We start from the raw sequence: 21,944 nt of genomic DNA on the forward strand, positions 1-21,944 counted from the left end.
TATTTCACACCCTGAGGAGAACGCCATGACTGACCATCACACTTACAAGAAAGTCGAACTCGTCGGCTCGTCCACCAGCAGCATTGAAGACGCCATCAACAACGCACTGGCCGAGGCCAGCAAAAGCATCAAATATATGGAATGGTTTGAAGTGACCGAAACCCGCGGGCACATCAAGGACGGTAAGGCAGCGCACTTTCAGGTGACGCTCAAAGTCGGGTTCCGGATTGCCAGTAGCTGAGTTTGAGCTAGTCTTCTGAGCCTGCGCGCTGGCCGAGCGCCATAGGGAATGGCAAAGCGCTACATATTTACATCCGGCTGATTGCTGGGTGCCCCTATTGATCCGACCAGGGAATGCGACCGATGAAGAATTTTATTTTAGCGGTAGGTTTGTTGATTTTTGCGGGAACAGCCCTGGCTCAGGGCAAGTCGTGCGAAGAGCTGAAAGCCGAAATCGCAGCGAAACTTGATGCCAAGGGCATTTCTAATTATTCACTGGAAATCATCGATAAAGGCACTGCTGCCGGCGGGAAAGTCGTCGGCACCTGTGAAAAAGGTTCCAAGCAAATCGTCTACAAGCAGGGCTGAGCTCCCTCGAAATTGAAAAAGCCGACGCAATGACGTCGGCTTTTTTGTGCTCGCTATTTGTGCGTCAGTCCTTCATGACCTGGGCCAGCAGCTCGTAGGAGTGCACGCGATCGGCATGTTCGTACAGGTCGCAGGTAAAAATCAGCTCGTCCGCGTGGGTCTGCTCGATCAGCACTTCCAGTTTGGCGCGGATTTTCTGCGGACTGCCCACCATGGCCAGGCCAAGGAAATCGCCGACGGCTTCTTTTTCATGAGGCAGCCACAGGCCGTCCATGGTTTTTACCGGAGGACGTTGCACCAGGCTCTGGCCACGCATCAGGGCGAGAATCCGCTGATAGACCGAGGTCGCCAGATAATCGGCCTGCTCGTCGGTGTCAGCAGCCACCAAGGGCACACCGAGCATTACGTAGGGCTTATCCAATATTGCTGAAGGCTTGAAGTGGTTGCGATAGACGCGAATGGCCTCATGCATGAAGCGCGGTGCGAAATGTGAGGCGAAGGCGTAGGGCAAACCGCGTTCACCCGCCAGTTGTGCACTGAACAAGCTTGAGCCCAGCAGCCAGACCGGGACATTAGTGCCGGTGCCAGGCATTGCGATGATCCGTTGGTCCGGAGTACGTGGACCGAGGTAACGCATCAGTTCGGTAACATCTTCCGGGAAATCGTCGGCGCTGCCGGAGCGTTCACGACGCAAAGCGCGGGCGGTCATCTGGTCGGAACCGGGTGCACGGCCCAGGCCCAGGTCGATCCGGCCCGGGTACAGACTTTCGAGCGTGCCGAACTGCTCGGCGATCACCAGCGGCGCGTGGTTTGGCAGCATCACACCACCCGAGCCAACACGAATGGTCGAGGTGCCGCCAGCCAGGTAGCCAAGCAGTACCGAAGTCGCCGAACTCGCAATGCCATCCATGTTGTGGTGTTCGGCAACCCAGAAACGGTTGTAGCCGAATTTTTCGACGTGCTGCGCCAGGTCCAGGGAGTTGCGCAGCGACTGGGCCGCGCTGCCGTTCTCCCGCACGGGCACCAGATCGAGGGTCGAGAACTTGATATCGGACAATCGTTTCATAAGCCTGCTTCTCCAATTGAGGGCGCAGGTTTTTTCTTACAAACGAAAACCTGCCGAATCTATAAGCGTGATTCATGCAATGAGGGCATATACCCGAGTTTCAATGGCAGAGCCAAAATTCCTACGAAATAAGAGGACCGATCAGATCAGGTGAACTTTGCACCACGGTCTATCCTCAGAACCCTAGCAACCGAAAACACAAAGGCGCGACGCTTCGCGCCGGATCTTGAGGAGGCAGACATGGCTATTACAAAGAAAGCATCAGCTCATTGGGAAGGTGACCTGAAAACCGGCATCGGCTCGATTTCCACGGAAACCGGTGTCCTCAGAGAAGCGCCCTACGGCTTCAAGGCCCGTTTCGAAGGCGGCAAGGGCACCAATCCGGAAGAGTTGATCGGCGCAGCGCACGCGGGCTGCTTCTCCATGGCGTTTTCGATGATCCTCGGCGATGCCGGTCTCAAGGCTGACAGCATCGATACCAATGCCGAAGTCACCCTGGACCAGGTGGACGGCGGTTTCGCGATCACGGCAGTGAAATTGATCCTCAAAGCAAAGATTCCTGGGGCGACTCAGGCTCAATTTGAGGAATTGAGCAATAAAGCCAAAGAAGGCTGCCCGGTTTCCAAAGTGCTGAATGCGAAAATCAGTCTGGATGCAACATTGGTCAGCTGATAGCGGGTTATCGCTATCCCGATAAAAGATTGCAGCCTCAGCAGGCTGCGATCTTTTTTGCGCTGAAACAAAACCTGGCTAGCGAGATTGTGGTCGAATAAATGACAGCAGCTAAAACGCATCTTCGTGCGCGCTGCCTCAAAGGAGCTTCAACCATGAAACGTATTGCCTTGGCGGTTATCTGTTGCGCGCTGGCCTCATCGGCCCTGGCGGCAGCGAAATCCTGTGAAGAACTCAAGGTCGAAATTGAAGCCAAGATCCAGGCCAATAACGTCTCGTCCTACACACTGGAAATCGTCACCAACGACGAAGTACACGATCAGAATATGGTCGTTGGCACATGCGACGGCGGCACGAAGAAAATCATCTACCAGAAGAACGACCGCTGATTCACCTCACATGAGGCAATAGGACTCTCGATCTTCAGCGACGATTTCACGCTTGGCGTTGTAAAGCCGGGCGCCGGGAGTAAACGCTATCGACTGGCCTACCAGCACATAACGTTGGCCGGCTTCGAAATGATCGTAGTTGATGGTCAGGTAGCACAGCCGTTCCGAGGGACCGTCCATCACACCTAAGCCGCCACCACCGGGCACTTCGAAGTCGAATCGAACGATCAGCTCATGGCTACCGGGAGTGACCTGGAAAAAACGCCCATCGCGCAATCGCTGCTTGTCCAGTCGTTCAGCCATCAACAATTTGTCATTGGGGAATGGCGTAGAAAATTCGACCCACGCCATCTGCGGATTGACCGCCGGCAACGGGCTCTGGCAGCCAGCAACAACGCTTGCAGCCAGCAACAACATCAACCTGCGCATGATGAATGTCCCGAGGATTGGTCATTCAGCATAACGCCGATCAGGTGCGTTGGCAGCCTGCAGGTGTACCCTGGCCAATGACTTTACGCTGTTGATCGTAGAGTTTTGCCCACGGCCGAAAGCCGATATTTCCTGCTTTCAACTGATACCGCTCGCCAGCGTTGAAGTCGTTGAATTTCACGTTTAGGTGGCAGTCACGCCATAGTGGCTCGGCGTCTGGGCCGATGTTGGTTGGTGCGACCGGGAATTGGTAACGAACGGTGAGCTCATGTCTACCAGGCTGAACCTGGAAATAGCGCTTGTCGGTGGCGGCCTTGTCATCGACTTCCAGCGCTTGCAGCGCGGTGTCTTCTTGCTGTGATTCCAGGTCGATCCACGCTTGAGCCGGGTCGTGGCGGGGTAATCCGAATCCAGCACAACCTGCCAGCATCAGCAGGCTTCCTGTCAGCATCAACGTGCGCATAGCGGAGCTCCAGTCAGGCGGGATAGTCTTGCGGGCAGACTCTCCAGGGATGATTCATTTTGATCAGGCCGCTTCCAAGCCTTGGGTTACTTGATCGCGTTTTACGCATTTTGTTTCCGGGCGTGTTGTTTTTGTTGCTCAACGGCTGCGCCAGCATCAGCTATTACGGCCAATTGGCCAGTGGTCAGCTGCAATTGCTGCAGGCGCGAGAGCCGATTTCCTCCGTCATTGCCGATCCCGGTCGCGATCAACGATTGCGTGCGCACCTGACTCAATCGCAAAAGGCCCGCACGTTCGCCAGCCAACAACTCCAGCTGCCAGATAACCAGAGTTACCGTTTGTACGCCGACATTGGCCGGCCGTTTGTAGTCTGGAATGTGTTTGCCACGCCGGAATTTTCCCTGACACCACAGAACCATTGCTTCCCGATCGCCGGTTGCGTCGCCTATCGCGGTTATTACAGTCAGAGCGCGGCCCGCGGTGAAGCTGCTTTGCAACGATTGCAAGGTATGGACGTGTCGATCGGCGGCGTCGAGGCATATTCGACGCTCGGCTGGTTCAGCGACCCGATTATCAGCTCGATGATGGCCTGGGGTGACGAACGATTGGCCACGCTGATCTTCCATGAACTGGCGCATCAACGTTTTTATGTGAAGGACGACACCGAGTTCAATGAGTCTTTCGCCACCTTCGTCGAACAGGAAGGTACCCGCCAATGGCGTGCATTTCGCGGCCTGCCGCCAGACAGCGGCGCGCAGGTGCAGCAACGGGACCAGTTCATTCAATTGGTTCTGGATACCCGCACGCGACTCGAACGGCTGTACACCCTGCCCCTGCCCTCCGACCAGATGCGCCAGCGCAAAGCCGACGAGTTCGAACGATTGCGGGGTGAATACCGGCAACTGCGCGACAGCCAATGGGCCGGGGACAAACGCTATGACGCGTGGATCAATGCGCCAATGAACAATGCCCGGCTGTTGCCATTTGGGCTGTACGACCAATGGGTGCCGGCGTTTGCGGCGTTGTTCAAGCAGGTGGCTGGGGATTGGGTGAAATTTTATGCGGCAGTCGAGCAGCTCGGTGCGTTGTCGGTGGGTGAGCGCAAGGCGGCGTTGAAGGCTTTGGCGGGATCATAAAATTTCAGTGCCTGAACGGGCCTCATCGTCGGAACGCCGCCCGGAGCAAGCTCGCTCCCACAGTGGACCAGTGTTTACAAATCTAATGTGGGAGCGAGCTTGCTCGCGATGGCGGTTCAATTAGCGCTGCAAAAACGCCTGATGCATATCTTCCAGCGTCTCGAAGTGATAAACGGGCGCTTCAGCGCTCAATTCTTCCCGACTGCCAAACCCGTACCCCACCGCCGCCGCATCCAGACCGTTGCTGCGCGCACCGATCAAGTCGTGTTTACGGTCGCCGATCATCAGGGTGTTGGCCGGGTCCAGGCCTTCTTCAGCCATCAAGTGGGCAATCAGCTCGACTTTGTTGGTCCGGGTTCCATCCAGTTCGCTGCCATAGATCACTTTGAAGTGTTTGGCGAAGTCGAAGTGCCGGGCAATTTCCCGGGCAAAAACCCACGGTTTTGACGTCGCGATGTACAGCTGTCGCCCTTGCCCCCCGAGGGTTTCCAACAATGGTGTGACGCCGTCGAATACGCGGTTCTCGTACAGACCGGTGACCTTGAAGCGTTCGCGATAGAAGTTCACCGCTTCCCAGGCCTTGGGCTCGTCGAAGTCGTAGAACTGCATGAACGCCTGCAACAGTGGCGGGCCAATGAAGTGTTCAAGTTTGCTCAGGTCAGGTTCATCGATGCCCAGTTTGCTCAAGGCGAACTGGATCGAACGGGTGATGCCCTCGCGTGGATCGGTCAAGGTGCCATCGAGGTCGAATAATACGGTTTGGTAATGCATGTTGAATCCTGAATAAGGGCGCAGGGTCAGAGCTGGTCGTAGCCTTCGGCCAGATGCAAATTCTTGAGCTTCACGTAGTTCGCCGCGCTGTAGGTGAAAAATGCTTTTTCCTTCTCAGTCAGCGGCCGGACCTGTTTCACCGGGCTACCGACATAAAGAAAACCGCTTTCCAGGCGTTTGCCCGGGGGCACCAGGCTGCCAGCACCGATAATCACGTCGTCCTCGACCACCGCACCGTCCATCACGATGCTGCCCATGCCGATCAGAATCCGATTGCCCACGGTGCAGCCGTGGAGCATGACTTTATGCGCGATGGTCACATCGTCGCCAATCAGCAACGGAAAGCCATCGGGATTGAACGGCCCGGCGTGGGTGATGTGCAGCACACAGCCATCCTGCACGCTGGTGCGCGCGCCGATACGGATGCGGTGCATGTCGCCACGAATCACCGTCAGCGGCCAGACGGAGCTGTCTTCGCCGATTTCAACGTCGCCGATCACCACCGCCGAACCGTCGACAAAGGCGCCTTTGCCCAGTAGCGGCGTGTGGTTCTGATACTTGCGAAGGGTCACGATAGGCTCTCTCTCTTTTGCTGATAGCTGCGGTGAGCGTCGATTGTAATTAAGATGGCGCAATGTTTCTTCCAGCCAAGGTGCCAACCGTGAGCGTGAACAACCCTCTTTTGCAGTCCTACGACCTGCCGCCGTTCTCGGCGATCCGTGCCGAACACGTGCAACCGGCCATTGACCAGATCCTGGCTGACAACCGCGCCGCCATTATCGAGATCCTCAAAACCCAGAGCAAACAACCAACCTGGGCCGGCCTGGTGCTGGCGATGGACGAGCTCAATGATCGACTGGGCGCGGCCTGGAGCCCGGTCAGCCACCTGAATGCCGTGTGCAATAGCGCCGAATTGCGCGAAGCCTACGAGTCCTGCCTGCCGGCCTTGAGCGCCTACTCCACCGAATTGGGCCAGAACCGCGAGTTGTTCGAGGCGTTCGAAGCGCTGGCTAACAGTCCCGAAGCTGTCGGTTTCGAGGTGGCGCAGAAAACTATCCTGGAACACTCCCTGCGTGACTTCCGTTTGTCGGGTATCGACTTGCCTGCGCCTGAACAAAAGCGTTACGCCGAAGTGCAGAGCAAATTGTCGGAGCTGGGCAGCCGCTTCTCCAACCAACTGCTCGATGCCACTCAGGCCTGGACCAAGCACGTCACCGATGAAGCCACCCTCGCCGGCCTGACCGATTCGGCCAAGGCGCAAATGGCCGCGGCGGCACAGGCCAAAGGTCTGGAAGGCTTCCTGATCACCCTCGAATTCCCGAGCTACTACGCGGTGATGACCTACGCCCACGACCGCGCCCTGCGCGAAGAAGTCTACGCCGCCTACTGCACCCGTGCGTCGGACCAAGGCCCGAATGCCGGTCAGAACGATAACAGCCCGGTCATGGAAGAAATCCTCGACCTGCGTCAGGAGCTTGCAAAACTTTTGGGCTTCACCAGCTTCTCGGAGCTGAGCCTGGCCACCAAAATGGCCGAATCCAGCGATCAGGTGCTGAGTTTCCTGCGCGATTTGGCCAAACGCAGCAAGCCGTTCGCCGCCCAGGATCTGGAACAGCTCAAGGCGTACGCCGCCGAACAAGGCTGCCCGGACCTGCAAAGCTGGGACAGCGGTTTCTACGGTGAAAAGCTTCGCGAACAGCGCTACAGCGTCGCCCAGGAAGCCCTTCGCGCTTACTTCCCGATCGACAAAGTGCTGGGCGGTCTGTTCGCTATCGTTCAGCGTCTGTACGGCATCGAAATCGCCGAACTGAAAGGCTTCGACACCTGGCACCCGGATGTTCGCCTGTTCGAAATCAAGGAAAACGGCCAGCACATCGGCCGCTTCTTCTTCGACCTCTACGCCCGCGCCAACAAACGCGGCGGTGCCTGGATGGACGGCGCCCGTGACCGTCGCCGCACGATCAGCGGCGTATTGCAGAGCCCGGTGGCGAACCTGGTGTGCAACTTCACCCCGGCCGACAGCGGCAAGCCAGCCCTGCTGACCCACGATGAAGTGACCACCCTGTTCCACGAATTCGGTCACGGCCTGCATCACCTGTTGACCCGCGTTGAACACGCCGGCGTATCCGGCATCAATGGCGTGGCCTGGGATGCGGTCGAGCTGCCAAGCCAGTTCATGGAGAACTGGTGCTGGGAGCCGGAAGGTCTGGCGCTGATCTCCGGTCACTACGAAACCGGCGAACCGCTGCCTCAGGACCTGCTGGAGAAAATGCTCGCGGCGAAGAACTTCCAGTCCGGCCTGATGATGGTCCGCCAACTGGAGTTCTCGCTGTTCGACTTCGACCTGCACGCCACCCACGGTGACGGCCGTAGCGTGGCGCAGGTACTTGAAGGTGTGCGCGACGAGGTCTCGGTGATGCGTCCTCCGGCCTACAACCGTTTCCCGAATAGCTTTGCGCACATCTTCGCCGGCGGTTATGCGGCGGGCTACTACAGCTACAAATGGGCTGAAGTGCTGTCGGCCGATGCCTTCTCGAAATTCGAAGAAGACGGCGTGCTCAACGCCGAGACCGGTCGTGCGTTCCGCGAAGCGATCCTGGCTCGCGGTGGCTCCCAGGAACCGATGGTGCTGTTCGTCGACTTCCGCGGACGTCCGCCGTCGATTGACGCACTCTTGCGCCACAGCGGCCTGAGTGAGGTCGCGGCAGCATGAGTGAGGGTCCTGTGATCACGAAAAAGCGCTTTATCGCCGGGGCAGTCTGCCCGGCCTGCAGCGAGCCGGACAAGTTGATGATGTGGAACGAAGACGAAGTCCCGCATCGTGAGTGCGTGGCCTGCGGTTACTCGGACACGCTGAATGAACAAGGGCTGTCCGTGCCCAAGGAATTGGGCACGCGGGTCAATACCTCGGCGCTGAAGGTGCCGGACGCCAAGGTTCAGGCCGTGCAGTTCTTCCCGAACCCGAAGCTGAAGAAAAAGCCTGACGAGCAACCCTGAGTCACTGCCACCTCCACACCTGACGGTGTGGAGGTGGTAACTATCTACCACCTTTCCCCTGCGCTTCCTTTATAGGCTGACCGAATTCAGCCTCTACTCAAGGAAGCCGTCATGCCCGACACCAATCCGCTTTTACAGGCCTGGAACCTGCCGCCCTGGTCGGAGGTCCGCACCGAACACCTCGTGCCGGCAATCACAGCCATCATTACCGACAACCGGCAGGTCATTGCCGAAACCATCACCAGCCAATCCGTATTCCCCAATTGGGATGACCTGGTTCTGGCCATCGATGAAATCGATGCGCGCCTGGACGAGGCTTTGGGCATCATCCAGATCCTGTCGATGACGAAACACAACGATACCGCCTGGAACACGGCAGCTGCTGTATGCAGCGATGCTGGGGCGCAGTACCGATCCGAAAGAATGAGCAATCGTCCGTTGTTTGATGCATACCGGCGGTTGGCGAACAGTTCGATCGCCCTCAACTTCGATAAACCGCGCAAGGCAGCGCTAGCCAAAATTCTGCGCAAGTTTCAATTGTCGGGAATCGACTTGCCCCAGACGCAACGGGAAAAGCGGGCCCGATTGAACCTCGACATCGATCGGCTCGAAGAGCTGTTTCTCATCCATCTGAACAGCGCCAACGCGGCATGGACCAAGCACGTCGATGACGTTGCGGTACTGGAAGGTTTATACCCCACCGTAAAAAATCGTCTGAGACACCTGGCCAAAGTATCAGGACATGAAGGCTGGCTGATTCCCCTGGATGAAAACACCTACCAGCAAATCATGAGGTACGCCGAGAATCGGGCATTGCGAGAAGAATATTTCGTGGCGTACTCCACGCGCGCGTCCGATCAAGGCCCGCATGCCGACGAGTTCGATAATGAGCCTGTACTGACGTTACTGCTTTCGCTGCGTCACCAGAAAGCCCAACTGCTCGGGTTCGATAATTTCGCGCAACTGCGTCTGGCCACCGCGGCGGCCGAGTCCACCGATCAAGTTCGTAGTTTCCTGCGGCGGCAAGTGACATTGAACGCACCGCCCCTTGCACGGGACTCAAAGGAGCTACAAGAGTTTGCGCTCGAACGGGGCATCTCTGAAGTACACGCCTGGGACCACGAATTTCTCGCTGAACAACTGCGCCACCATCGTTTCCCTGAAGCCCTGAAGAATCTGCGCGACTATTTTCCCCTGGACGGCACCTTGCGACGACTCTGCCTGTTCTGCGAACGCCTGTTCGGGATCCGGATCCTCGAGCAGGCTGAATTCAGTCGCTGGCATAACGACGTGCGCCTGTTTGAAATCAGCGAGCATGGTCAGACCATCGGGCATATTTATCTTGACCCGTATCACCGCAAAGAAGCTCCGGATTACGCCTGGACCGGCACACTGCGAAACCGACGAATAAACGCCGAAGGCCGCGTAGCGCTACTGATTGCCGATCTTCACTGCAACTTAACGCCTGGGGTCGACGGCCATCCGTGCCTGCTTGAGCACAAGGATCTGCGGATGCTTTTTCATGAATTCGGTCATTGTCTGCAACACGTGCTGACGAGTTCGCCGCATCACAACCTTTCCGGCATTTCCCAACTGGGGCGCGATACGGTGGAGTTCGCAGGGCAAGTATTCGAGCAGTGGTGCCTGTCACGGGAGTTTCTATTATGGCTGGGTGCCCACCACCAAAGCGGTGAACGCTTGACCGAGGCGCGGGTAGACGCGGCACTGGCAGCCCTCGAAACCCAGGTCAGCCGACAAGCCGCACTCATGCTGACCGGTGCAATGTTCGATTTCGAAGTGCACCTCAGCCAAGGCGATGGTCGTAGCATCCAGCAAGTATTCGAAGACGTTCAGCGGGAGGTTCCCCATGTGCAACTGCCGTCTTATTGCCGATTTGCAAACAGCTTTGACTATATGGTGACCGGTTACGCAGCCTCCGTTTACGCCTACACGTGGTCAGGCGTACTGGCCATCGAAGCCTTCAAGCGATTCCGTCAGGATTGGGTCTTCAATGCACAAACAGGACGAGCCTTTCGCGAGGCGTTTTTTTCTCCGGGCGATTCGCGCTCCTTGCTGACCGCCCTGGAAGCGTTTCTTGAACGGCCGATCGCCGAAGATTTTTTCGCGTTTTCGTCAGAGGCCGTTGCCAGCTGACGTAACGCTTTACTCGACGTGGGCCGATTTGAACCAGCTCTTCATCGAACAACTGGCGAACGGACTCGTGCTGCAATCGCCGTTGGCCAACGCGGTGCGGAGCTTGTCGACATCGGCCTGCATCATGTAACGGACGCCGTCCTTGAAATGAGTGCTGTCACCAAAGCCGCCCTGGGTCATTTCGCTCAGGGCATCTTCCTTGCTCCAGCCCTGTATCACGACCCGGTACATGGCCGCCATCAGGCCAGTGCGGTCCGAACCATGCTTGCAGTGCATCAGCACCGGGCCCTTGGCTTCGGCAGTCTGGATCGCGCGAAGGGCTTTGAGTACATCCGCATCATCCACATGGTTGGTGCGATAGGGCAGCTGTACCTGTGCGATACCTGGGGTCGACAACCAGCTTGAATCCGACTCGGGCAGGAAATTGATAACGGTCCCGACCTTGAGTTTTTCCAGTAACGGCACGGCGCCTCTATCGGGCAATGCACTGCGATAGAGCGTCGGGGACATTTTGAAGAGGTTGTATTGCACCTCGACCGATTGAGCCCACTCCGCAGGTCGGGGCAACGCACTGTCGTCGGCAAGGGCCAGCGTCAGGTTCAAAAGTGCGGCCAGCGACAGGCAGATCGCTGGGATGCAACGCGATAGAGACATGTTCGGGTGACCGTTCAGGAGAGTCGGGAAGATGACGCTCAGCTTCACCCCCGAGCGGTCAAAGGCCTGTGAGCCGTCTGTCAAAGAATCGTGAATCAGCCAATCACTTTCGTCGCAAAACCGAGGTTTTTTAGCTGAATCGATTCATCTTTATGCTTAGCCTGCTACCATTTGTTTCTCCATATTACCGATGCGCCCTATTGCTCCCCGCTTGCTGGCGTTCTGCATCGGTGTCAAAACGAAAAGTCGTCCTGCGAGACGGCTGAAAAATCGCCACTGCCTGATGAGGTGCCCTCCTATGTCCGATCAAGATCGAGACAACCCGCGGCGTGAGTTTTTGCGCAAATCCCTGACCTTGATTCCGGTGGTCACCGTTGCCAGCACCGGTCTGGGCAGCACGGTCCTGATGGCCGCGCCCGAAGCAGCACCGGCCCGTTCCGGCAAAGCGCCGGTCAGCACCAGCACCTATGAACCAAGCTACTTCACCGCCGAAGAATGGACGTTCATCAAGGCGGCTGTCGCCCAGCTGATTCCCAACGATGCCCAAGGGCCAGGCGCCCTGGAAGCCGGCGTGCCCGTGTACATCGACCGCCAGATGAACACGCCTTACGCGGCCGGCGCGCTGTGGTTCATGCAGGGACCGTTCAACGCAGACGCCGCTCCAGAAATGGGCTGGCAGAGCAAACTGGTACCCAAAGAGATTTATCGCTTGGGCATCGCCGCGACGGATGCTTGGTCGAAAACGTTCAACGGTAAAGTATTTGCTGAACAAGACAGCGCTACCCGAGACGATTTGCTCAAGCAACTCGAGGCCGGAAAACCTCAGTTCGACAGCGTTCCAGCGAAGATTTTCTTCAACCTGCTGCTGCAAAACACCAAAGAAGGGTTCTTCTGCGACCCGATTCATGGCGGCAATAAAGGCATGGTCGGCTGGACCATGATCGGCTTCCCCGGCGCCCGCGCCGATTTCATGGATTGGGTGGAACGCAACGAGCAATACCCCTTCCCGGCAGTTTCGATTCGCGGCGAGAGGGCGTAAGCATGGCAACGGTAATGAAGAAGGTCGACGCAGTGATCGTCGGTTTTGGCTGGACGGGCGCGATCATGGCCAAGGAGCTGACAGAAGCCGGCCTGAATGTGCTGGCGCTGGAGCGCGGGCCGATGCAGGACACTTACCCCGACGGCAACTACCCACAGGTGATCGACGAACTCACCTACAGCGTGCGTAAAAAACTCTTCCAGGACATTTCCAAAGAGACCGTAACCATTCGCCATAGCGTGAATGACATCGCGCTGCCGAACCGCCAACTGGGCGCCTTCCTGCCCGGCAATGGTGTCGGCGGCGCGGGTTTGCACTGGTCCGGCGTGCACTTTCGGGTCGCCCCGATCGAGTTGCGCATGCGCAGCCACTACGAAGAACGCTACGGCAAAAGCTTCATCCCCAAGCACATGACCATCCAGGACTTCGGCGTCAGCTATGAAGAGCTGGAGCCGTTTTTCGATTATGCCGAGAAGGTCTTCGGTACGTCGGGTCAAGCCTGGACGGTGAAGGGTCAGTTGGTCGGCGAAGGCAAGGGCGGCAACCCGTACGCGCCGGATCGTTCGAATCATTTCCCGCTGGAATCGCAGAAGAACACTGTTTCCGCACAGCTGTTTCAGAAAGCGGCCACCGCAGTGGGTTACAAACCCTACAACCTGCCCTCTGCCAATACGTCAGGCCCCTACACCAACCCCTACGGCGCACAGATGGGCCCGTGCAACTTCTGCGGTTTTTGCAGCGGCTATGTCTGCTACATGTATTCCAAGGCATCGCCGAACGTAAACATTCTGCCGGCGCTCAAACCGCTGCCCAATTTCGAGCTGCGGCCCAACTCCCACGTACTGCGGGTCAATCTCGACAGCACCAAGAGCAAGGCGACAGGCGTGACCTACATCGACGGTCAGGGCCGGGAAATCGAGCAGCCGGCAGATCTGGTGATCCTCGGTGCCTTCCAGTTCCACAACGTTCGGCTGATGTTGCTTTCGGGTATCGGCAAGCCGTATGACCCGATCAGCGGCGAAGGCGTGGTCGGCAAGAACTTCGCGTACCAGAACATGGCCACCATCAAGGCCTACTTCGACAAAGACACCCACACCAATAACTTTATTGGTGCCGGCGGAAACGGCGTGGCGGTGGACGACTTCAACGCCGACAACTTCGATCACGGGCCCCATGGCTTCGTCGGCGGCTCGCCGATGTGGGTCAACCAGGCTGGCAGCCGACCGATCGCAGGCACATCCAACCCGCCGGGTACCCCGGCCTGGGGCAGTGCCTGGAAACGTGCCACCGCCGATTACTACACCCATCAAGTGTCGATGGATGCCCACGGCGCGCATCAATCCTACCGTGGCAATTACCTCGATCTAGACCCGGAGTACCGCGATGCCTACGGCTTGCCGCTATTGCGGATGACCTTCGACTGGCAGGAAAACGACATCAAGATGAACCGCTTCATGGTCGAGAAAATGGGCAAGATCGCCGAAGCGATGAGCCCCAAGGCCATCGCCGTGCTGGGCAAGAAGGTTGGCGATCACTTCAACACCGCGTCTTACCAGACCACCCACCTCAACGGTGGCGCGATCATGGGCACCGATCCGAAAACCAGCGCCCTGAACCGTTACTTGCAGAGCTGGGATGTGCATAACGTTTTCGTCCCTGGTGCATCAGCTTTCCCACAAGGCCTGGGCTACAACCCTACCGGCCTGGTGGCAGCCTTGACCTACTGGTCGGCCCGGGCGATCCGCGAACAGTACCTGAAAAACCCCGGCCCGCTGGTTCAGGCTTAAGGAGCGATGACCATGAAAGCACTTGTTATCGCGACCCTGGCGCTGCTCGGTTGTGGTTCGATCAACGCCGCAGAAATTGATCAAAACCTGATCAAACAAGGCGAGTACCTCGCCCGCGCGGGTGACTGCGTGGCTTGCCATACCGCCAAGGACGGCAAGCCGTTCGCCGGTGGCCTGCCGATGGAAACGCCGATCGGGACGATCTATTCCACCAATATCACGCCGGATAAAACCGGCCTGGGCGACTACAACTTCGAGGACTTCGACAAAGCCGTCCGACATGGTGTCGCCAAGAACGGTAGTACCTTGTACCCGGCGATGCCTTATCCGTCCTACGCCAGCGTCAACGAAACCGACATGAAAGCCCTGTACGCCTACTTCATGCATGGTGTCGCGTCTGTCACTCAGGAGAACAAGCCCAGCGATATTCCTTGGCCTTTGAGCATGCGCTGGCCGCTTGCGGGCTGGCGCTGGATGTTTGCCCCGGCTGTGGCGGACTACAAAGCGGCACCCGGCGAAGATGCCGTGGTCAGTCGTGGGGCTTATCTGGTGGAAGGCCTCGGACATTGCGGCGCGTGCCATACGCCGCGTGCCCTGACCATGCAGGAAAAAGCCCTGAATGCAGGCGAAGGCAGCGCATTTCTGTCAGGCAGTGCGCCGCTTGAAGGCTGGATCGCGAAAAGTCTGCGCGGCGATCACAAAGACGGCCTCGGCAGCTGGAGCGAAGAACAACTGGTGCAGTTCCTCAAGACCGGTCGCAGTGATCGCAGCGCAGTGTTTGGTGGCATGAGTGATGTGGTGACACACAGCATGCAGTACATGACCGACAACGATCTGACCGCGATTGCCCGTTACCTCAAGTCCTTGCCGGCGAATGATCCCGACGACCAGCCGCACCAGTACGACAAACAAGTCGCACAGGCGCTGTGGAACGGGGACGACAGCAAGCCTGGCGCTTCGGTGTACATCGACAACTGCGCGGCCTGTCACCGTACCGATGGCCATGGCTACACCAAAGTATTCCCGGCGCTGGCAGGCAACCCAGTGTTGCAGTCGGAGGATCCGACGTCGCTGATTCACTTCGTGCTCAAGGGCGGTACGCTGCCGGCGACTCACACGGCGCCTTCGACCTTTACCATGCCGGGATTCGCCTGGCGCCTGTCGGATCAGGAAGTGGCGGATGTGGTGAGTTTCATCCGCAGCAGCTGGGGCAACGGCGGCTCGTCGGTCAAGGCGAGCGACGTGGCGAACCTGCGCACGGATGATATGAAGACCACGTCGGGCGACGATCTGGGGCAAGTCACCCAGAAGAACTGACTGCCCAGCGGCACTAGCCAGATGAATAACGCCTCTATACTGTATATAAAAACAGTACAGAGGCGTTTTCATGTCCACCCCTCTTCCCCCGCGCGGCCGCGGCACCGCAACCAACCCGCACAACCGCTTCGCGCCGAATCGCTCGGTGGCCGAGGATGACGGCTGGTATCAGGAAGCGCCGATCACCCAAGGCACCGAGGTGCGCATCGAAACGGCGAAAACCATCATCACCCGCAACAACTCGCCGGACTTGCCCTTCGATCGTTCGATCAATCCCTATCGCGGCTGCGAGCACGGCTGCATCTATTGCTACGCGCGGCCCAGCCACGCTTATTGGGACATGTCGCCAGGGCTGGATTTCGAAACCAAACTGATCGCCAAGACCAACGCCGCCGATGTGCTGGAAGAACAACTGTCCAAGCGCGGCTATCAATGCGCGCCGATCAATCTGGGCTCCAACACGGACCCTTATCAGCCGATTGAACGCGAACACAAAATCACCCGCAAAACCCTCCAAGTCCTGCTGCGTTATCGTCACCCGGTGACCATCATTACCAAGGGCTCGCTGATTCTTCGGGATTTGGACCTGCTGGCCGAACTCGCCGAGCAAAGGCTGGTGGCGGTGATGATCAGCCTCACCACCCTGGACGACGAGCTCAAACGCATCCTCGAGCCGCGCGCCGCTGCACCCAAGGCTCGGTTGCGGGCGATCCGCGTGATGCGTGAAGCGGGAATTCCGGTGGGCGTTCTGTGCTCGCCGATGATTCCGATGATCAACGACAGCGAACTCGAAAGCCTGCTCGCCGAGGCACATGCCGCAGGGGCGCAAAGTGCGGCCTACATGATGCTGCGCCTGCCACTGGAAGTTGCACCGCTGTTCGAAGAATGGCTGGCGGCCCACTATCCTCAGCGTGCCGCTCATGTGTTGAGCCTGATTCGTCAGAGCCGTGGTGGCGAACTCTACGACAGTCGCTTCGGTGCCAGGATGCGTGGCGAAGGGCCGTTTGCCGATCTGCTGGCGCAACGCTTTGCCAAAACCATCAAACGTCTGGGGCTCAATCGTCGGGAAGGTTTTAATCTGGACTGCGAAGCCTTCTGTCCGCCGGGTCGCCAGATGTCGTTGATTTGAGGACAATTGGCCTATGGTTGAGTAAGGTGAAATACACTTTGCCACTACGCCGGTCACGTTTTCTGTGACCTGGAACACACGTTCTAGAGCGTTTTATTCAGTTTGAGTTAAGTTTCGGCCGCTACCTTGTTCATCGAGTGACTGACGGGTCGAGATTCTTGACCTGGATGTTTTTTAAACAGCCACTGGCTTCACACCGGACAAAACGGGAAAATCCCCTGACTCCGCCAAAGAGGATGAATCATGAGTGACAAGGATAAACAGCCGTTGGCTGCGTCGGCTTCAGCCCAACCGGAGGCGGAAACCGCCGATGCAGCGCTGCAGCATATCGTTGACGGTTTTTTGCATTTTCATCACGAGGTTTTTCCACAGCAGGAAGAACTCTTCAAAAAACTCGCCACGGCCCAGAGCCCCAGAGCGATGTTCATCGCCTGCGCTGATTCGCGCATCGTTCCTGAGCTGATCACCCAAAGCTCCCCTGGCGACCTGTTCGTAACCCGTAACGTCGGCAACGTTGTGCCGCCTTATGGGCAAATGAACGGCGGTGTTTCCACGGCAATTGAATACGCTGTACTGGCCCTCGGCGTGCAGCACATCATCATTTGCGGGCACTCCGACTGTGGCGCAATGCGCGCGGTACTCAACCCGCAAAGCCTGGAAAAAATGCCGACGGTCAAAGCCTGGTTGCGTCATGCCGAAGTGGCAAAAACCATGGTCCAGGAAAACTGCCATTGCGCTGACGAAAACGAAAGCATGCACGTCCTCACCGAGGAAAATGTGATCGCTCAGCTGCAACATTTGCGCACGCACCCGTCGGTAGCCTCGCGCATGGCCAATGGTCAGCTGTTTATCCATGGTTGGATCTACAACATCGAAACCAGCGAAATCAGAGCTTACGACGCGGACAAGGGTTGTTTCCTGCCGCTCGATGGCAGCCATCCGATTCCGGTGGCGACGCCTAAAGCGCGCTTCTAAATCCTCCTAAATCATTGTGTGGTTTTAGCCGAGGCTGCCGATCAGGCAGCCTGGCTTTGCCATGCCTGAAGAAAACTTCGGGAGAGTCACCATGCGTGCTGCTCAACTTAAAGCTGTTCTGCCACGGGAGCTGCTGGCGTCCGTGGTTGTGTTTCTCGTCGCCCTGCCCTTGTGCATGGGCATCGCCATCGCCTCGGGGCTGCCGCCGTCCAAAGGCTTGATCACCGGGATCATCGGTGGCCTGGTGGTGGGCTGGATTGCCGGTTCGCCACTGCAAGTCAGCGGCCCGGCGGCTGGCTTGGCGGTTCTGGTGTTCGAACTGGTGCGCCAGCACGGTATCGCCATGCTCGGACCTATCCTGCTGCTGGCCGGTTTTCTACAACTGGTGGCTGGGCGTTTGAAACTCGGCTGTTGGTTTCGGGTGACGGCTCCGGCCGTGGTCTACGGCATGCTCGCCGGGATTGGTGTATTGATCGTGTTGTCCCAAGTGCATGTGATGCTCGATGCCGTGCCCAAGCCTTCCGGGCTGGATAACCTGGCAGCCTTCCCGGCTGCCGTCGTCCAGGCCTTGCCGTCCTTGGGTTGGCAAGCCGGGTTGCTCGGGCTGTCGACGATTGCGGTGATGTGGTTGTGGGAGAAATTCCGCCCCCATTCTCTGCGCTTCATTCCCGGCGCGCTGCTGGGTGTAGGCCTGGCGACCATCGCCCGCCTGGTGCTCGCCTTGCAGGTCAAACGAGTGGAAGTCCCGGCCAACCTGGCGGAAGCCATCGAGTGGCTGAAACCCGCAGATTTACTCAACCTGGCTGATCCGACACTGCTCATTGCCGCCTTTACCGTGGCGTTTATCGCCAGCGCCGAAACCCTGCTCTCGGCCGCCGCGGTGGACCGCATGCACAGCGGCCAGCGCTCAGACTTCGACCGGGAATTGTCGGCTCAAGGCATAGGCAACATGCTTTGCGGTTTACTTGGCGCGCTACCGATGACCGGCGTGATCGTGCGCAGTTCGGCCAACGTCCAGGCCGGCGCCACTACGCGACTGTCGGCGATCTTCCATGGTCTGTGGTTGCTGGCTTTCGTGTTGCTGCTGTCCAGCGTGCTGCAAAGCATCCCGGTGGCGAGCCTGGCGGGCGTGCTGGTTTACACCGGTTTCAAACTAGTCGACCTCAAAGCCTTTCGCGGTCTGGGCCGTTATGGGCGGATGCCGATGTTCACCTACGCGGCAACCGCCCTGGCGATCATCTTCACCGACCTGCTGACCGGCGTGCTGATCGGCTTCGGCCTGACCTTGGCCAAACTGGCCTGGAAGGCTTCGCGGCTGAAAATCAGCCTGATCGATTTACCCAAGGACGGCGAAATGGAGCTGCGATTGATAGGCGCAGCGACTTTTCTCAAGGTGCCGGCGCTGACCCATTTGCTGGGGACCATTCCAGCAGGCGCGACAGTGCATGTGCCGCTCAATAACTTGAGCTACATCGATCACTCGTGTCTGGAGTTGCTGGAGGAATGGGGTCGGGCCAATGCGGCCAAGGGATCCAAACTGTTGATTGAAGCGCGGGGGTTGAAACGCAGGTTGGAGGGGCGTTTACGAACCACATCCGGAGTCGGTTCTACGGCATAGAGGTAAACAATGTGGGAGCGAGCTTGCTCGCGATGGCGATTAACCAGCCAACTCATTCATGCGCTGCAACACGGCATTGAGGCCATTACTGCGCGACGGAGATAACTGTCTGCTCAGTCCAAGCTGGTTAAACCACTCCGGCAAGTCCACCTGCTGCAACTCAACCGCCGACAACCCGTTAACCCGCGCCAGCAGCAACGCCACCAACCCGCGAATCAACCGCGCATCGCTGCTCGCGGCAAACTGCCAGTGACCATCCTGCAACTCGCCCACCAGCCACACCTGGCTTTCACAGCCATGCACACGGTTGGCGTCACTCTTATCCTCATCGCTCAACCCAGGCAGACGGTCGCCCCACTGCATCAACAGCCGCGCCCGTTGTTCCCAGCCGGCAGCATTCTGAAAAGTCTCCAGCGCCGTAGCCGCATCGGCAGGCAAGTTCATCGCAACAGCTCCAGCGCCTGATCCAGCGCTTCAAAGAACCGCTCCAGGTCTTCGGAATCGTTGTACAGCGCCAAGGACACCCGAATCGCTCCGGCCAATTCAAAGCTTTTCAGCAACGGCATGGCGCAATGATGACCGGCGCGCACCGCGATCCCCTGTTCGGTCAGCAAATGCGCCAAATCAGAGTTATGCACACCCTCGACGACAAAACTGGCCAGCGCCAGTTGCGGCTTGCCCAACAACCGAATGCCATTCCGTGCTTCAAGGCCTTTGAGCAAATAGTCATGCAGCGCTGCTTCGTGGGCGGACACGGCGTCCTGATCAAGCCCGGCCAGATAATCCAGCGTCGCCCCCAAACCAATCACACCGGCAATCGGCGGCGTACCAGCCTCAAAACCCAGTGGCGCCGGGCGGAACCGTGCGCTGTGGTAATCCGCATCCAGCACCATTTCTCCGCCGAATTGCCAGTGGCGCAATTGCTTGAGCGCTTCGTTGCGCCCGAACAGCACGCCCAAGCCATCGGGGCCATACAGTTTGTGGCTGGAAAACACATAGAAGTCGCAACCCAGCGCCTGCACGTCGTGCCGGCCATGAACCACGCCTTGGGCGCCATCGACCACGGTCAGCGCGTTATGCGCCTTGGCCATCGTCAAGAGGGCGGGCAACGGCTGCCAGGCGCCGAGAACGTTGGACAGCTGACTGACCGCCAGCAAGCGGGTTCGCGGACCGATCAACTGCGCGGCGGCATCAAGGTCGATCAAACCGTCGGCGTCCAGTGGCAGGATCACCAACTTCAGGTCGCGACGGTGGGCCAGTTGCTGCCACGGCAACAGATTGGCGTGATGCTCCAGGGCGCTGATGACAACTTCATCGCCCGGATTGAAAAGATGTTCCAGGCCGTAAGCCAGGAGGTTCAGCGCAGACGTTGCGCCGTGGGTAAAGATGATCTGCCCGCAATCGCCGGCATTGAGCCAGTGGGCGACTTTGCTGCGGCTGGCCTCGAACGCCTGGGTGGCGTGGGCGCCGGGCAGGTGTTGCGCCCGATGCACGTTGGCCGCGCCGTTGACATAGTAATGCGTCAGCGCATCCAGCAGGGCTTGAGGTTTTTGCGTGGTGGCGGCGTTGTCCAGATACGTCTGGTCTTGCCGTTGCAATGCGGCGATGGCCGGAAAATCGGCGCGCCAGGGAGAGGGCACAAGCATGGTGGTCAAGACTCGTTTGAGCAGGCCGGGCGCTGATGATACGCGCCTGGCCGCTCTACTAACATCGAGTCGCTGCTTAGTTGTGAGCGTGCAGCGCTTCGTTCAGTTCGATAGCCGATTTGTGGGTTTTGCATTCCACGGCACCGGTCTCCGAATTGCGACGGAACAGCAGGTCAGGTTGACCGGCCAGTTCGCGCGCCTTCACGACTTTGACCAGTTTGTTGTTTTCGTCCAGCAGCGCCACTTTAGTACCAGCGGTTACGTACAGGCCCGACTCAACGGTGTTGCGATCGCCCAATGGAATGCCGATACCGGCATTCGCGCCGATCAGGCAGCCTTCGCCAACCTTGATCACGATGTTACCGCCGCCCGACAGGGTGCCCATGGTCGAGCAACCGCCGCCCAGGTCCGAACCCTTGCCGACGAATACGCCAGCGGAAACGCGGCCTTCGATCATGCCCGGGCCTTCGGTGCCGGCGTTGAAGTTGACGAAACCTTCGTGCATCACGGTGGTGCCTTCGCCGACATAGGCGCCCAGACGAATACGTGCCGCGTCAGCGATACGCACGCCGGCCGGAACCACGTAGTCGGTCATTTTCGGGAATTTGTCCACCGAGAACACTTCCAGCAACTCGCCACGCAGACGGGCTTCCAGTTGATGCTCGGCCAGTTCGGTCAGGTCGATCGCGCCCTGGCTGGTCCATGCCACGTTCGGCAGCAGCGGGAACACACCGGCCAGGTTCAGGCCGTGCGGCTTGACCAGGCGATGGGACAGCAGGTGCAGCTTGAGGTAAGCCTCAGGGGTGGAGGTCAATTGAGCGTCTTCGGCCAGAATGGTCGCGACCAGCGGCTTGTGACTCTCGGCCAGACGGGTCAGCAAGGCAGCCTGGGCAGCGTCAACGCTTTTCAGGGCTTCAGCCAGTTGCGACGCCTGAGCGGTGGTGAAGGCGATGGCCTGGTTGCCTTCGGTGTAGCCCAGAACAGGCGCGATGGCCGCGATCAGTTCGGCCGACGGGTTGAGCAGTGGCTGCGCGTAAAACACTTCCAGCCATGCGCCTTGACGATTTTGAGTGCCGACACCAAAGGCCAGGCTGAACAGGGTAGTGGACATGTT

At 58.4% G+C, this 21,944-nt stretch carries 23 protein-coding genes; 14 read left to right on the top strand and 9 right to left on the bottom strand.

The genetic code is table 11. From position 1 onward, the window contains the following. Window positions 1–25 precede the first annotated feature (25 nt). Window positions 26–241, top strand: coding sequence for a dodecin (locus MO767_RS22205; RefSeq protein WP_123367386.1), 216 nt, complete (start codon window positions 26–28; stop codon window positions 239–241). A 122-nt stretch (window positions 242–363) separates the two neighbouring features. Then, complete coding sequence (locus tag MO767_RS22210; RefSeq protein WP_056738381.1) at window positions 364–588, top strand: DUF1161 domain-containing protein; 225 nt, start codon at window positions 364–366, stop codon at window positions 586–588. Window positions 589–652: 64 nt separating this feature from the next. Here the strand turns inward: MO767_RS22210 and MO767_RS22215 are convergent, their stop codons facing one another. Next, window positions 653–1,654: an LLM class flavin-dependent oxidoreductase gene (locus MO767_RS22215; RefSeq protein ID WP_282482254.1), complete on the bottom strand. Its 1,002-nt coding sequence runs from the start codon at window positions 1,652–1,654 to the stop codon at window positions 653–655. A 240-nt stretch (window positions 1,655–1,894) separates the two neighbouring features. Between MO767_RS22215 and MO767_RS22220 the strand changes: the two genes are divergently transcribed. Both MO767_RS22220 and MO767_RS22225 read left to right on the top strand, forming a co-directional pair. Next, on the top strand, window positions 1,895–2,326 hold the full coding sequence (locus MO767_RS22220; RefSeq protein ID WP_008152515.1) for an OsmC family protein: 432 nt from the start codon (window positions 1,895–1,897) through the stop codon (window positions 2,324–2,326). Between the two features lie 155 nt (window positions 2,327–2,481). Further along, on the top strand, window positions 2,482–2,715 hold the full coding sequence (locus MO767_RS22225; protein ID WP_282482255.1) for a DUF1161 domain-containing protein: 234 nt from the start codon (window positions 2,482–2,484) through the stop codon (window positions 2,713–2,715). A gap of 6 nt (window positions 2,716–2,721) precedes the next feature. Here MO767_RS22225 and MO767_RS22230 read toward each other — a convergent pair whose 3' ends face one another. Both MO767_RS22230 and MO767_RS22235 read right to left on the bottom strand, forming a co-directional pair. Beyond that, entirely contained in the window at window positions 2,722–3,144 is a 423-nt protein-coding gene (locus MO767_RS22230) for a hypothetical protein (RefSeq protein WP_123367388.1), read from the bottom strand. Between the two features lie 40 nt (window positions 3,145–3,184). Continuing rightward, window positions 3,185–3,607 carry a hypothetical protein gene (locus MO767_RS22235; RefSeq protein WP_282482256.1) on the bottom strand — a complete coding sequence of 141 codons (423 nt, stop codon included), beginning with the start codon at window positions 3,605–3,607 and terminating at the stop codon, window positions 3,185–3,187. A 59-nt stretch (window positions 3,608–3,666) separates the two neighbouring features. On the opposite strand from MO767_RS22235, the gene MO767_RS22240 reads away from it, so the two are divergent. Continuing rightward, window positions 3,667–4,743, top strand: a complete 1,077-nt coding sequence (locus MO767_RS22240; RefSeq protein WP_282482257.1) for an aminopeptidase — start codon at window positions 3,667–3,669, stop codon at window positions 4,741–4,743. A gap of 120 nt (window positions 4,744–4,863) precedes the next feature. Here MO767_RS22240 and MO767_RS22245 read toward each other — a convergent pair whose 3' ends face one another. Together MO767_RS22245 and MO767_RS22250 are read right to left on the bottom strand one after the other, a co-directional pair. Next, entirely contained in the window at window positions 4,864–5,514 is a 651-nt protein-coding gene (locus tag MO767_RS22245; RefSeq protein WP_282482258.1) for an HAD family hydrolase, read from the bottom strand. Window positions 5,515–5,540: 26 nt separating this feature from the next. Then, window positions 5,541–6,086, bottom strand: a complete 546-nt coding sequence (locus MO767_RS22250) for a gamma carbonic anhydrase family protein (protein ID WP_282482259.1) — start codon at window positions 6,084–6,086, stop codon at window positions 5,541–5,543. 62 nt (window positions 6,087–6,148) lie between these two features. Between MO767_RS22250 and prlC the strand changes: the two genes are divergently transcribed. The 3 genes from prlC to MO767_RS22265 all read left to right on the top strand — a co-directional run bounded on the left by prlC (window position 6,149) and on the right by MO767_RS22265 (window position 10,665). Further along, on the top strand, window positions 6,149–8,227 hold the full coding sequence (gene prlC / locus MO767_RS22255; RefSeq protein ID WP_282482260.1) for an oligopeptidase A: 2,079 nt from the start codon (window positions 6,149–6,151) through the stop codon (window positions 8,225–8,227). Beyond that, window positions 8,224–8,511, top strand: coding sequence for a YheV family putative zinc ribbon protein (locus MO767_RS22260; RefSeq protein ID WP_282482261.1), 288 nt, complete (start codon window positions 8,224–8,226; stop codon window positions 8,509–8,511). Before prlC ends, MO767_RS22260 begins: the two co-directional genes overlap by 4 nt. A 111-nt stretch (window positions 8,512–8,622) precedes the next feature. Beyond that, window positions 8,623–10,665, top strand: coding sequence for a M3 family metallopeptidase (locus MO767_RS22265; protein ID WP_282482262.1), 2,043 nt, complete (start codon window positions 8,623–8,625; stop codon window positions 10,663–10,665). A gap of 9 nt (window positions 10,666–10,674) precedes the next feature. On the opposite strand, the gene MO767_RS22270 is transcribed toward MO767_RS22265, so the two are convergent. Continuing rightward, a complete protein-coding gene (locus tag MO767_RS22270) occupies window positions 10,675–11,319 on the bottom strand; it encodes a tyrosine-protein phosphatase (RefSeq protein WP_282482263.1) in 645 nt (214 codons plus the stop codon). Between the two features lie 298 nt (window positions 11,320–11,617). Here MO767_RS22270 and MO767_RS22275 point away from each other — a divergent pair, with 298 nt between their 5' ends. From MO767_RS22275 to MO767_RS22300, 6 genes are all read left to right on the top strand, one after another. Next, window positions 11,618–12,358 (top strand): gluconate 2-dehydrogenase subunit 3 family protein, encoded by a 741-nt coding sequence (locus tag MO767_RS22275; RefSeq protein WP_282482264.1) that lies wholly within the window; start codon window positions 11,618–11,620, stop codon window positions 12,356–12,358. A 2-nt stretch (window positions 12,359–12,360) separates the two neighbouring features. Beyond that, window positions 12,361–14,145, top strand: coding sequence for a GMC family oxidoreductase (locus MO767_RS22280; protein WP_282482265.1), 1,785 nt, complete (start codon window positions 12,361–12,363; stop codon window positions 14,143–14,145). Window positions 14,146–14,157: 12 nt separating this feature from the next. Then, window positions 14,158–15,462 carry a cytochrome c gene (locus MO767_RS22285; protein ID WP_282482266.1) on the top strand — a complete coding sequence of 435 codons (1,305 nt, stop codon included), beginning with the start codon at window positions 14,158–14,160 and terminating at the stop codon, window positions 15,460–15,462. Between the two features lie 70 nt (window positions 15,463–15,532). Continuing rightward, entirely contained in the window at window positions 15,533–16,591 is a 1,059-nt protein-coding gene (locus tag MO767_RS22290; protein WP_282482267.1) for a PA0069 family radical SAM protein, read from the top strand. A gap of 243 nt (window positions 16,592–16,834) precedes the next feature. Continuing rightward, window positions 16,835–17,566 (top strand): carbonic anhydrase, encoded by a 732-nt coding sequence (locus MO767_RS22295; RefSeq protein ID WP_056738405.1) that lies wholly within the window; start codon window positions 16,835–16,837, stop codon window positions 17,564–17,566. Window positions 17,567–17,657: 91 nt separating this feature from the next. Continuing rightward, on the top strand, window positions 17,658–19,184 hold the full coding sequence (locus MO767_RS22300) for a SulP family inorganic anion transporter (RefSeq protein ID WP_282482268.1): 1,527 nt from the start codon (window positions 17,658–17,660) through the stop codon (window positions 19,182–19,184). A gap of 39 nt (window positions 19,185–19,223) precedes the next feature. On the opposite strand, the gene MO767_RS22305 is transcribed toward MO767_RS22300, so the two are convergent. From MO767_RS22305 to dapD, 3 genes are all read right to left on the bottom strand, one after another. Next, window positions 19,224–19,628: a SufE family protein gene (locus MO767_RS22305; protein WP_282482269.1), complete on the bottom strand. Its 405-nt coding sequence runs from the start codon at window positions 19,626–19,628 to the stop codon at window positions 19,224–19,226. Continuing rightward, entirely contained in the window at window positions 19,625–20,830 is a 1,206-nt protein-coding gene (locus tag MO767_RS22310) for a cysteine desulfurase (protein WP_282482270.1), read from the bottom strand. The genes MO767_RS22305 and MO767_RS22310 overlap by 4 nt, the downstream gene beginning before the upstream one ends. 76 nt (window positions 20,831–20,906) lie before the next feature. Further along, on the bottom strand, window positions 20,907–21,941 hold the full coding sequence (gene dapD, locus MO767_RS22315) for a 2,3,4,5-tetrahydropyridine-2,6-dicarboxylate N-succinyltransferase (protein WP_149629937.1): 1,035 nt from the start codon (window positions 21,939–21,941) through the stop codon (window positions 20,907–20,909). Window positions 21,942–21,944: the final 3 nt, after the last annotated feature.

The organism is Pseudomonas sp. UYIF39, from assembly GCF_029963765.1.
Taxonomy (GTDB): Bacteria; Pseudomonadota; Gammaproteobacteria; order Pseudomonadales; family Pseudomonadaceae; genus Aquipseudomonas.

Coding starts and splice junctions, on each gene's coding strand:
- MO767_RS22205 (WP_123367386.1), top strand. CDS start 26: ATGACTGACCATCACACTTACAAGAAAGTCGAACTCGTCGGCTCGTCC.
- MO767_RS22210 (WP_056738381.1), top strand. CDS start 364: ATGAAGAATTTTATTTTAGCGGTAGGTTTGTTGATTTTTGCGGGAACA.
- MO767_RS22215 (WP_282482254.1), bottom strand. CDS start 1,654: ATGAAACGATTGTCCGATATCAAGTTCTCGACCCTCGATCTGGTGCCC.
- MO767_RS22220 (WP_008152515.1), top strand. CDS start 1,895: ATGGCTATTACAAAGAAAGCATCAGCTCATTGGGAAGGTGACCTGAAA.
- MO767_RS22225 (WP_282482255.1), top strand. CDS start 2,482: ATGAAACGTATTGCCTTGGCGGTTATCTGTTGCGCGCTGGCCTCATCG.
- MO767_RS22230 (WP_123367388.1), bottom strand. CDS start 3,144: ATGCGCAGGTTGATGTTGTTGCTGGCTGCAAGCGTTGTTGCTGGCTGC.
- MO767_RS22235 (WP_282482256.1), bottom strand. CDS start 3,607: ATGCGCACGTTGATGCTGACAGGAAGCCTGCTGATGCTGGCAGGTTGT.
- MO767_RS22245 (WP_282482258.1), bottom strand. CDS start 5,514: ATGCATTACCAAACCGTATTATTCGACCTCGATGGCACCTTGACCGAT.
- prlC (WP_282482260.1), top strand. CDS start 6,149: ATGTTTCTTCCAGCCAAGGTGCCAACCGTGAGCGTGAACAACCCTCTT.
- MO767_RS22260 (WP_282482261.1), top strand. CDS start 8,224: ATGAGTGAGGGTCCTGTGATCACGAAAAAGCGCTTTATCGCCGGGGCA.
- MO767_RS22265 (WP_282482262.1), top strand. CDS start 8,623: ATGCCCGACACCAATCCGCTTTTACAGGCCTGGAACCTGCCGCCCTGG.
- MO767_RS22270 (WP_282482263.1), bottom strand. CDS start 11,319: ATGTCTCTATCGCGTTGCATCCCAGCGATCTGCCTGTCGCTGGCCGCA.
- MO767_RS22275 (WP_282482264.1), top strand. CDS start 11,618: ATGTCCGATCAAGATCGAGACAACCCGCGGCGTGAGTTTTTGCGCAAA.
- MO767_RS22280 (WP_282482265.1), top strand. CDS start 12,361: ATGGCAACGGTAATGAAGAAGGTCGACGCAGTGATCGTCGGTTTTGGC.
- MO767_RS22285 (WP_282482266.1), top strand. CDS start 14,158: ATGAAAGCACTTGTTATCGCGACCCTGGCGCTGCTCGGTTGTGGTTCG.
- MO767_RS22290 (WP_282482267.1), top strand. CDS start 15,533: ATGTCCACCCCTCTTCCCCCGCGCGGCCGCGGCACCGCAACCAACCCG.
- MO767_RS22295 (WP_056738405.1), top strand. CDS start 16,835: ATGAGTGACAAGGATAAACAGCCGTTGGCTGCGTCGGCTTCAGCCCAA.
- MO767_RS22300 (WP_282482268.1), top strand. CDS start 17,658: ATGCGTGCTGCTCAACTTAAAGCTGTTCTGCCACGGGAGCTGCTGGCG.
- MO767_RS22305 (WP_282482269.1), bottom strand. CDS start 19,628: ATGAACTTGCCTGCCGATGCGGCTACGGCGCTGGAGACTTTTCAGAAT.
- MO767_RS22310 (WP_282482270.1), bottom strand. CDS start 20,830: ATGCTTGTGCCCTCTCCCTGGCGCGCCGATTTTCCGGCCATCGCCGCA.
- dapD (WP_149629937.1), bottom strand. CDS start 21,941: ATGTCCACTACCCTGTTCAGCCTGGCCTTTGGTGTCGGCACTCAAAAT.